Below are 9,396 nucleotides of genomic sequence, written 5' to 3'. Positions count from 1 at the left end.
CCCGTCCGCCGCTCGTCAGCATTGATAGCAAGCTATCAATCTGTTACCGCTCGACTTGCATGTGTTAGGCCTGCCGCCAGCGTTCAATCTGAGCCATGATCAAACTCTTCAATTAAAGTTTTGTTGTTTCTTTCGAAACGGCTCAATGAATACTGACTTCAAAACTACTAATGTAATTTTAAAGCTATTATCGTTCCAACAGAACGATAATGAATTGACTGTGCCAAATAACCGTAGTTATTTGTATTGGTCACTCAGTTCATTGATAAATCTTTCGACTTAACTATTCAACGAGTGCCCACACAGATTGCATGGTCAAATTGTTAAAGAACATTCTTCTTCAATAAGATAAACATTTAACTGCTTATTCGTTATCGTTGAAGTGGACGGCCATTCTAGCGAAATAACATAAAGTGTCAACCACTTTTTTGAATTTATTTCATCTGACTCATTATCCAATCGATTGAAGCATAACGCCTTATTTATAAGCCGCTCACTGTTTCGATAGAGCAGCAGTATAAAGACAACTGTCGTCATCGCAACTACTTTATGCAATTTATTAATAAAAACGGCCCGTTAGATCAAAAAGCAAACAAAGCGTTCAATAATGCGATTATAGCGTTCTAAATTGCTGACTAAAATTAGACACTTTCTGCCAATCGGTATATTCCACTTCTTTACTAGTATCAGTTTCACCGCCGGTTAATTTCATTATGAGCTTAATCATAGTGCGATCAAAAAAGTTATACCGCGGATAACGCAATGCACCTGCAAATACAGCCATCATTTTTGGATGCCATGGTGATTTCAATAAAAACTTTTTCACATAAGCACTCGTTGCTGGCGTATCTTTGCCTTCTTTACGAGCAGTTAAGTTCACGCAAAAAAAAGCGACCTTTGTTTGCTCAAGATTTTCACGGTTACTATCAATAAATTGATAAAGCTTTTTGTTTAAATGCCCATAACGCACAGAAGCACCGATAAGTACGCGATCATATCCACTGAAATCAATTTTTGGCTTTAGATGAATATCAGCATAATCACATTGATACTGCTCTCCTAGGTTCTGCTCTATATGGTTAAGGATTTTAATCGTTTGTCCTTCACAACTAGAATGCAGTAATAATACCTTTTCCATGATCGCTCCTTTAATTACGCCAAAAGGTTGGTGTAAATAAAACTAATAATGTAAACACTTCTAAACGACCAAATAGCATAGCAATAATAAGAATCCATTTCGCCGAATCATTTACTTGACCAAAATGCACTGCCACTTCTCCTAAGCCTGGCCCTAAATTATTGAGCGTCGCAGCCACGGCAGAAAATGCAGTTAACTCATCAATACCTGTCGCAATCAGTGCCAGCATACACACTACAAATACCAGCGCATAAGCCGAGAAAAACCCCCACACGGCATCAACAACCCGTTGTGGTAATGCTTTATGGCCTAATTTAATGGTATACACCGCACGTGGATGTACCAATCGTTTTAACTCTCGCACCCCTTGTAATGAAAGTAACAACATTCGAATAACTTTCATGCCGCCCCCTGTTGAGCCAGCACAGCCACCTATAAAAGATGAGAATAGTAATAGCACAGGTAAAAATAACGGCCAGTCTGAAAAACCGGTAGTGGTAAACCCTGCAGTGGTTGATATTGATACGGTTTGGAATAAGGCTTGATCAAAGGCATCAAAAGCACTGTCATAAGAATGATGCTTTAATAGCATTCCAAAACAAATCGCGAATAAAATAAATTGCACCACAAAAAACGCTCGAAATTCAGGATCTCGCCAATACGTTTTAAGATTTATATTGCCATTACCAAACGCAGCAAAGTGGAGTGAGAAATTACAAGCAGATATCAAAAGGAAACACACAGTGATTATATTAATCGTCGGACTATTAAAATAACCAATACTGGCATCGTGGGTTGAGAAACCACCAATCGCAATAGTTGAGAAGCTATGTGATATCGCATCAAAACCACTCATACCTGCCAGCCAAAACGCTAATGCACAAGCAATGGTTAACGCGAGATAGATGTACCACAATGTTTTAGCCGTTTCTGCTATGCGTGGTGTCATCTTACTATCTTTGACTGGCCCCGGCGTTTCAGCACGATAAAGCTGCATACCACCAATACCCAATACAGGTAATATCGCAACAGCCAAAACAATGATTCCCATTCCACCAAACCATTGCAGTAACTGGCGGTAAAATAAAATCGCTTTGGGTAAGTGATCAAGTCCAACAATAACTGTTGCGCCCGTTGTCGTCAGTGCAGAAAATGATTCAAAAAAGGAGTCAGCAACCGACAAATCAGGATTTTTAGATAGTAGAAAAGGCACCGCACCAGCACTACCAATAACCCCCCAAAATAACACTACAATCAAAAAACCATCACGAGCCTTTAGTTCATGTTTTTGGTAACGATTAGGAAACCATAACGATGACCCTCCTGCTAACAATAAAAAGAATGTCACCATAAAAGGAAATCCTGCACCATCACGGTAGATCAATGCTACCAATGCAGGAATTAACATCGTGACACTAAATAAAGCGAGCAATAGCCCAACAATACGAGTAATTGAACGAAACTGCATGGCCTTAATCGGCCCTCATTTTAAAATACATAATAAATAGTGGTTAACTCTCAGGTGTTGCTGTTGCGACAATCCGTCCACCACTGCGATTAATTAACTTGGTACTAAACTCGGTCACAATGCGACTATCAAGTGATAAATGCATATTCACTTGTTGACCATAATCAGCTTGAAGTTGAGTCGCGTTATATTCCTCTAATAAGGCTTCAACTAATGAGATTTGATTATAATCACAACATAAATACAACTCACTGGTGATGATCTTTTGTTGTGTGGTCAGTAACGTTAATGCGCGTTGCACACCACCACCATAGGCCTTAACTAACCCACCAGTCCCTAAATGAATACCACCGAAATAGCGCACAACTACCGCTGTCAATTCACCAACACCACTGCCCGTTAATTGTGCGAGTATTGGTTTACCCGCAGTACCAGATGGCTCACCATCATCACTAAAGCCCCACAACATTGAATCTGTGGGTCTGCCAGCCACAAACCCCCAGCAATGATGATTGGCGGTGGCATGAGCTGCCTTTATTTCAGCAATAAACTGTTTTGCAGCATCAATTGAAGCGGTATGTGCCAAATAAGTTATAAAGTGGCTTTTCTTTATTTCTTCTTCAAAAGTAACAGCTTGCAGTGGGATTAAATAAGGCTCAGACGTTGACATAAAACAGTTCCCATCATCAAAAAAAGAGTGGCAGGATAACATATCCCTATCACCACTAAAGTAATGTTCATTATTCATGCTGCTAACTCAATCATTGTATTAGAGATGATGCACCAGCTAACAATGTTAAACAAATGTTTAAATTAATTATTGAATTTGTGCCAATTGCGGTTCAGACTAAATATTAACCACTACAGGTCAAACCAGTTAAATCACACCTAATTCGTCATAGAATGGAATATATGGAGATAGAACATGATTTACCACGGTGAAACAGTCTCAGTTAATTATCTCGAAGATGGCATTGCTGAAGTTATTTTTAATGCGCCATCCCCGGTCAATAAATTTGATCTTGCTACTCTTGAAAGTTTTAATTTGGCACTTGATGCGCTCTATCAGCAACCTAAGCTCAAGGGGGTAATATTGCGCTCAACCAAAACCGCTTTTATCGTTGGTGCTGACATTACAGAGTTTTTAGGATTATTCGCCCTACCTGCCGATCAACTTTCAAAGTGGCTTCATCACGCCAACACTATTTTTAATAAATTAGAAGACCTACCAGTCCCAACCATTGCAGCCATTAATGGTTATGCCCTTGGTGGTGGTTGCGAATGTGTACTCGCCACGGACTTTAGAGTTGCGGATCATCAAGCTCGCATTGGACTACCAGAAACCAAACTTGGCATCATGCCTGGCTTTGGAGGCACAGTACGTTTACCACGTTTAATTGGTGCTGACAGTGCGATGGAAATAATTACTGCTGGCAAAGATAAAACCGCAGCAGCGGCATTAAAAATAGGCTTAATAGATGCCGTAGTAGCTACAGATATATTACCAACCGCAGCATTAGCGATGATCAAACAAGCAATTGCGGGTGATTTAGATTGGCAACAACGTCGCCATCAAAAACAAACGCCTTTACCGTTAAGTGCCGCTGAAGCATTAATGAGCTTTACAACGGCTAAAGCGATGGTGGCAAACATTGCCGGTAAACACTATCCAGCTCCAATAGCGGCGGTAACTGCCATAGAAACAGCAGCGAACTGCAACCGTGACCTCGCACTTGCGATTGAAAACAAACACTTTGTGACCCTCGCTAAAACCGATGTTGCTCAAGCATTGGTGGGTATTTTTCTCAATGACCAATACATTAAAAACCAAGCCAAACAAGCGATCAAAACAGCGCCAAGCACCCAACACGCAATGGTACTTGGCGCAGGGATTATGGGAGGGGGTATTGCTTATCAATCAGCCACTCATGATGTGCCTGTAATAATGAAAGATATTACAACTGACGCGTTAACACTCGGTATGGAGCAAGCGGCGAAGTTACTCAATAAAAAGCTTACTCGTGGTCGTATCGATGGCTTACAGATGGCTGCAACCTTAGCCACCATCACACCAACATTGACTTATAGTGATAGCTGTCATGTTGATATCGTTATTGAGGCTGTAATTGAAAATCCAGCCATAAAAGCAACGGTATTGGCAGAGGTTGAGCGGCAAGTTGATACTACCACGGTGCTCACATCAAACACTTCAACCATTCCGATTAATTTACTGGCTCAATCATTACAACGCCCACAAAATTTTTGTGGGATGCACTTTTTTAACCCAGTCCACAAAATGCCCTTAGTTGAGATCATTCGTGGCCAACATACCACCAATGAAACTATTGATCGTGTAGTTGCTTACGCCGCTAAAATGGGAAAAACACCCATCGTCGTCAATGATTGTCCCGGATTTTTCGTCAATCGCGTTTTATTTCCTTATTTGGCTGCATTTAGTTTGTTGCTGCGTGATGGCGGTGATTATGCTCAAATTGATGCGATTATGGAGCAAGATTTTGGCTGGCCAATGGGGCCGGCTTATCTATTAGATGTGGTTGGTATTGATACCGCTCACCACGCTCAAAAAGTCATGGCACAAGGTTTTCCGCAACGGATGGCAAAAAACTATACCGATGCCGTTGATGTGCTATACCAACATCAACGTTTCGGCCAAAAAACCGGGGCTGGATTTTTTAATTACAGCACTGATAAAAAAGGCAAACCCAAAAAGATATTCGATCCACAAACCGCAACATTACTCCAACCAATAGCAGCGACACCTACTGACTTTGATAGCACTGTTGTCATCGACCGCATGCTGATCCCGATGATTAATGAAGTGGTACGTTGCTTAGAAGAAAATATTATCGCCACCCCAGCTGAGGCGGATATGGCATTGGTTTACGGTTTGGGCTTCCCTCCTTTTAGAGGCGGCGTATTCCGTTACTTAGATCATATTGGTTTAGCCAACTATGTCGCATTGGCTGATAGCTATCAATCACTCGGTGCATTATATCAAGTACCCGCTGGCTTAAGAGCAAAAGCAGCTGCCGATGAATGCTACTACCCTGCAGCAACTGCGGTCACGATGGCCAACCATAAAGGAGTTTGATTATGAATAACGTTGTGATTGTTGACTGTATCCGTACTCCAATGGGGCGCTCAAAAGGTGGCGCATTTCGCCATGTTCGCGCTGAAGACTTATCTGCACATTTAATGCAGGGGTTACTAAGTCGTAATCCTCAATTAGATTCGAACAATCTAGAAGATATTTATTGGGGCTGTGTGCAACAAACTTTAGAGCAAGGGTTTAACATAGGCCGCAATGCTGCCTTACTCGCTGGCATTCCGAGCACTGTAGGTGCGACAACCGTTAATCGTCTTTGTGGTTCATCCATGCAAGCTCTACATGATGCGACTCGTGCAATTATGGTCGGTGATGCTCAAAGCTGTTTGGTTGGCGGCGTTGAACACATGGGTCACGTACCAATGAATCACGGCGTTGATTTTCACCCTCAGCTTTCAAAAACTGTTGCCAAAGCAGCTGGTATGATGGGACTCACTGCTGAAATGCTTGCTAAAAAATATGCTATTAGTCGTGAACTTCAAGATCAATTTGGCGCTCGTTCACACCAACGTGCTTACGCTGCTACAATCGAAGGTCGCTTTAGTAATGAAATTCTTGCAACAGAAGGTCATGACAGCGAGGGTATTTTAACAAAATATGTTACTGATGAAGTTATTCGACCTGACACAACTATCGCCGGATTAAGTCAGTTACGGCCTATCTTTGATCCTGCTAATGGCACCGTTACTGCGGGCACCTCGTCGGCGTTATCCGATGGTGCTGCTGCCATGCTGGTAATGGATGAACGACAAGCACGCGCTTTAGAGTTGCCGATTCGTGCGCGAATTAAAGCCATGGCAATTGCGGGCTGTGAGCCATCACTAATGGGATTTGGTCCAGTGCCTGCCACTCAAAAAGCATTACAACGAGCAGGATTAAGCCTCGATGATATTGGTGTTATCGAACTCAATGAAGCTTTTGCAGCTCAAACACTGCCATGTATTAAAACATTAGGGTTAATAGAGCAACTTGATGACAAAATTAATCTTAATGGCGGTGCGATTGCACTAGGCCACCCATTGGGTTGTTCGGGAGCTCGAATTTCAACGACGCTTATTAATCTGATGGAACAAAAACACGCTCAGTTTGGTTTAGCCACTATGTGTATTGGCTTAGGACAAGGCATTGCGACTATCTTTGAGCGCATAGAATAATGATGCTCAACAATAGCTGAAGTAAGTGAATATTATTTCTAATTATAAATAGAATTACTGTTGGTGGCATAATGGCTGATAAGACATGCAACTTACACATAGATACAATGAGTAAGTTTCATTTTCTTGATCAACATAAGCCGTCTACACTCAAGCTTATATTGATTGCTAATCATGATTTTTTTCCGGAGTATTGCAATGTTTAAAGCACTAGTACTAGAACAAGAAGATAAAAAAACACTAGCAACTATTCGCCAAGTGGCAACATCTGAATTGCCTGAAGGTGATGTATTAATTGATGTCGATTACTCTTCGTTAAACTACAAAGATGGCTTAGCAATTACCGGTAAAGGTCGTATTGTGCGTCAATTCCCAATGGTTCCGGGTGTTGACCTAACCGGTACAGTGGCTGAATCAAGTGATGATCGCTACCACGTCGGCGACAAAGTAGTCCTTACAGGTTGGGGTGTTGGTGAAGGCCATTGGGGTGGCATGGCTGAAAAAGCACGTTTAAAAGCAGATTGGTTAGTACCATTACCAACCAATCTTGACGGTAAGCAAGCTATGATGGTGGGTACTGCTGGTCTAACTGCGATGTTATGTGTGCAGGCAATTGTTGATGCAGGCGTAACCCCTGATGCTGGCGAAATTATTGTAACCGGTGCCAGTGGCGGTGTTGGCTCAGTTGCGGTGACATTATTAGCACAACTAGGTTATAAAGTTGCTGCAGTAACTGGCCGCGCTGAAACTAACGGTCCATTACTGAAACAACTAGGCGCAACCACTATTATTGACCGTAGTGTGTTTGAAGAGCCAGCTCGCCCACTTGATAAGCAATTATGGGCTGGCGCAATTGATACTGTAGGCAGCAAAGTATTAGCCAAAGTACTAAGCCAAATTAACTACAACGGTGCAGTTGCTATCTGTGGCCTGGCTGGCGGTTTTGATTTACCAACAACGGTAATGCCTTTCATTCTACGTAATGTACGTTTGCAAGGTATCGATTCAGTCATGTGCCCATTTGAAAAACGTCAACAAGCATGGCAGCGTCTAACAGAGTTACTGCCTGCAAGTTACTTTGAGCAAGCATGTCGTGAAGTATCGCTTGAACAAGTAGCAGAATGTGCTGAAGCGATCACTAATGGTCAAATCACCGGTCGTGTCGTGATCAAGCTATAATAATAACTTAATAGCATTATTCGTTAATAATTAAGGTCAGCTAAATGCTGGCCTTTTTGTTGGCAAAAACTCATCAACACTACAATAAACCAATATCATGAACACGTGAGTTGATCAGTCGACCGCACTCTTCTTTTATAATATTACGCAACCATAATTGTGATGCTGAATGCTCACAACGCGCATGCCATAATAATGAATAATCAAATGGCTTAAACTCAAACGGTAATGGCTTCACAATTAACTGGTAACGTTCTGCTACCAAATAGGCTAAGTCTGCCGGGACGGTAATAATTAATGGCATTTGGTCAATGATCGCCAGTGCAGCTTCTAGATGATAAGCCCGCAATACCATTTTAGGGTGTGGATAACCACGCAATTGCTCATCAATTAATGCTTTTACTCCGTCACTTACCGCAATCATTGCGTGTGGATAAGACAAGTAATCCTGAAATGTAAGCGCTTTATTGGCCAGGGGATGATTTTTACTCACCAAACAAAATACGCTCACTTGCCCTAAAAGCTGATGGCATAAAGGTTCCATATCTGCGCTTGGACGACAAATTGCCATATCACAACCACCGGAAGTTAACTGTGACAACAAATTATCATGCTGTAACGGACTGAACTCGAGTGAAATATGCGGGGCTTCTTGATAAATACGCGGCAATGCAAACGGCAAAATAGTCTGTATTGCATAATCTGTGGTGGCAATTTTAAATGTTTGTTCGCAAGCTGCTGGCTCAAAATCACTTGGAGTCAGCAATATACGTAATGACTCTAGTGGTTCATTCAGTTGTTCATTTAATTCTAATGCGCGCTGAGTCGGTAGTAATGATTGTCCTTGACGAGTAAAGAGAGGATCCTCAAGCAAATCACGTAATCGTCCCAGTACTCGACTCATTGCTGATTGACTCAGGTTTAGCCTTATTGCGGCTTTACTGACGCTGCATTCTTCCAACAACACTTTTAACGCAACCAGCAAATTTAAGTCACGACGATAAACTTCTTCAAGCTCCATGTTTACATCTCTACTGCTGACAATTAATTCAATATGGCTCCAGTATGGCGGGATAGATAAAAAAAATCCCGCCTTTTTAAAGCGGGAACGTTTAATCATCTGTAATATAAGCCAGTATTAAGGCTGTTTTTTTTGTTGCTCTAATTGTGTTTTATTGGAAAGCTCCACCCACAAACCGACAATCGCAGCCAGTAGGCCTCCCATCGAAAACAACCCTGTCGCATGGTGGCTCGTCAGCATAATGGTACTAAATGAAATAATGCACAACACAGCATAAATCATGATCCGATCAATTGATGTCAACATAAT

The 9,396-nt window shown here is 41.8% G+C and carries 8 protein-coding genes and 1 rRNA gene; 3 read left to right on the top strand and 6 right to left on the bottom strand.

The genetic code is table 11. The features are described from left to right. The 4 genes from PAND9192_RS18870 to PAND9192_RS18855 all read right to left on the bottom strand — a co-directional run. A 16S ribosomal RNA gene (locus PAND9192_RS18870) occupies window positions 1-115 on the bottom strand; the annotation flags it as partial. 498 nt (window positions 116-613) lie between these two features. After that, window positions 614-1,138 carry a menaquinone-dependent protoporphyrinogen IX dehydrogenase gene (gene hemG, locus PAND9192_RS18865; protein ID WP_087854970.1) on the bottom strand — a complete coding sequence of 175 codons (525 nt, stop codon included), beginning with the start codon at window positions 1,136-1,138 and terminating at the stop codon, window positions 614-616. Window positions 1,139-1,148: 10 nt separating this feature from the next. Beyond that, a complete protein-coding gene (locus PAND9192_RS18860; protein WP_060999216.1) occupies window positions 1,149-2,606 on the bottom strand; it encodes a TrkH family potassium uptake protein in 1,458 nt (485 codons plus the stop codon). A gap of 43 nt (window positions 2,607-2,649) precedes the next feature. Continuing rightward, on the bottom strand, window positions 2,650-3,276 hold the full coding sequence (locus PAND9192_RS18855; RefSeq protein WP_087854969.1) for a YigZ family protein: 627 nt from the start codon (window positions 3,274-3,276) through the stop codon (window positions 2,650-2,652). Between the two features lie 255 nt (window positions 3,277-3,531). On the opposite strand from PAND9192_RS18855, the gene fadB reads away from it, so the two are divergent. The 3 genes from fadB (at window position 3,532) to acuI (ending at window position 8,066) form a co-directional block, all read left to right on the top strand. Continuing rightward, window positions 3,532-5,718 (top strand): fatty acid oxidation complex subunit alpha FadB, encoded by a 2,187-nt coding sequence (gene fadB / locus PAND9192_RS18850; protein WP_087854968.1) that lies wholly within the window; start codon window positions 3,532-3,534, stop codon window positions 5,716-5,718. 2 nt (window positions 5,719-5,720) lie between these two features. Continuing rightward, the gene (gene fadA / locus PAND9192_RS18845) at window positions 5,721-6,887 is read left to right on the top strand and encodes an acetyl-CoA C-acyltransferase FadA (protein ID WP_087854967.1); all 1,167 of its coding nucleotides are present in this window, start codon (window positions 5,721-5,723) and stop codon (window positions 6,885-6,887) included. A 198-nt stretch (window positions 6,888-7,085) separates the two neighbouring features. Further along, a complete protein-coding gene (gene acuI / locus PAND9192_RS18840) occupies window positions 7,086-8,066 on the top strand; it encodes an acrylyl-CoA reductase (NADPH) (protein ID WP_087854966.1) in 981 nt (326 codons plus the stop codon). A gap of 79 nt (window positions 8,067-8,145) precedes the next feature. Here the strand turns inward: acuI and PAND9192_RS18835 are convergent, their stop codons facing one another. Together PAND9192_RS18835 and PAND9192_RS18830 are read right to left on the bottom strand one after the other, a co-directional pair. Further along, on the bottom strand, window positions 8,146-9,087 hold the full coding sequence (locus PAND9192_RS18835) for a LysR family transcriptional regulator (protein ID WP_087854965.1): 942 nt from the start codon (window positions 9,085-9,087) through the stop codon (window positions 8,146-8,148). Between the two features lie 117 nt (window positions 9,088-9,204). Further along, the gene (locus PAND9192_RS18830) at window positions 9,205-9,393 is read right to left on the bottom strand and encodes a hypothetical protein (RefSeq protein WP_087854964.1); all 189 of its coding nucleotides are present in this window, start codon (window positions 9,391-9,393) and stop codon (window positions 9,205-9,207) included. Window positions 9,394-9,396 lie beyond the last annotated feature (3 nt).

This window comes from Photobacterium andalusiense (assembly GCF_900185625.1).
Classification (GTDB): Bacteria; Pseudomonadota; Gammaproteobacteria; order Enterobacterales; family Vibrionaceae; genus Photobacterium; species Photobacterium aquimaris.
The sequence above is the reverse complement of the archived record's forward strand: the minus strand, read 5'-3'. Positions and strand labels throughout refer to the sequence as shown.

Bases quoted from the DNA above. Each gene is read 5' to 3' on its own strand.
- hemG (WP_087854970.1), bottom strand. From the start codon at position 1,138: ATGGAAAAGGTATTATTACTGCATTCTAGTTGTGAAGGACAAACGATT.
- PAND9192_RS18860 (WP_060999216.1), bottom strand. From the start codon at position 2,606: ATGCAGTTTCGTTCAATTACTCGTATTGTTGGGCTATTGCTCGCTTTA.
- PAND9192_RS18855 (WP_087854969.1), bottom strand. From the start codon at position 3,276: ATGTCAACGTCTGAGCCTTATTTAATCCCACTGCAAGCTGTTACTTTT.
- fadB (WP_087854968.1), top strand. From the start codon at position 3,532: ATGATTTACCACGGTGAAACAGTCTCAGTTAATTATCTCGAAGATGGC.
- fadA (WP_087854967.1), top strand. From the start codon at position 5,721: ATGAATAACGTTGTGATTGTTGACTGTATCCGTACTCCAATGGGGCGC.
- acuI (WP_087854966.1), top strand. From the start codon at position 7,086: ATGTTTAAAGCACTAGTACTAGAACAAGAAGATAAAAAAACACTAGCA.
- PAND9192_RS18835 (WP_087854965.1), bottom strand. From the start codon at position 9,087: ATGGAGCTTGAAGAAGTTTATCGTCGTGACTTAAATTTGCTGGTTGCG.
- PAND9192_RS18830 (WP_087854964.1), bottom strand. From the start codon at position 9,393: ATGTTGACATCAATTGATCGGATCATGATTTATGCTGTGTTGTGCATT.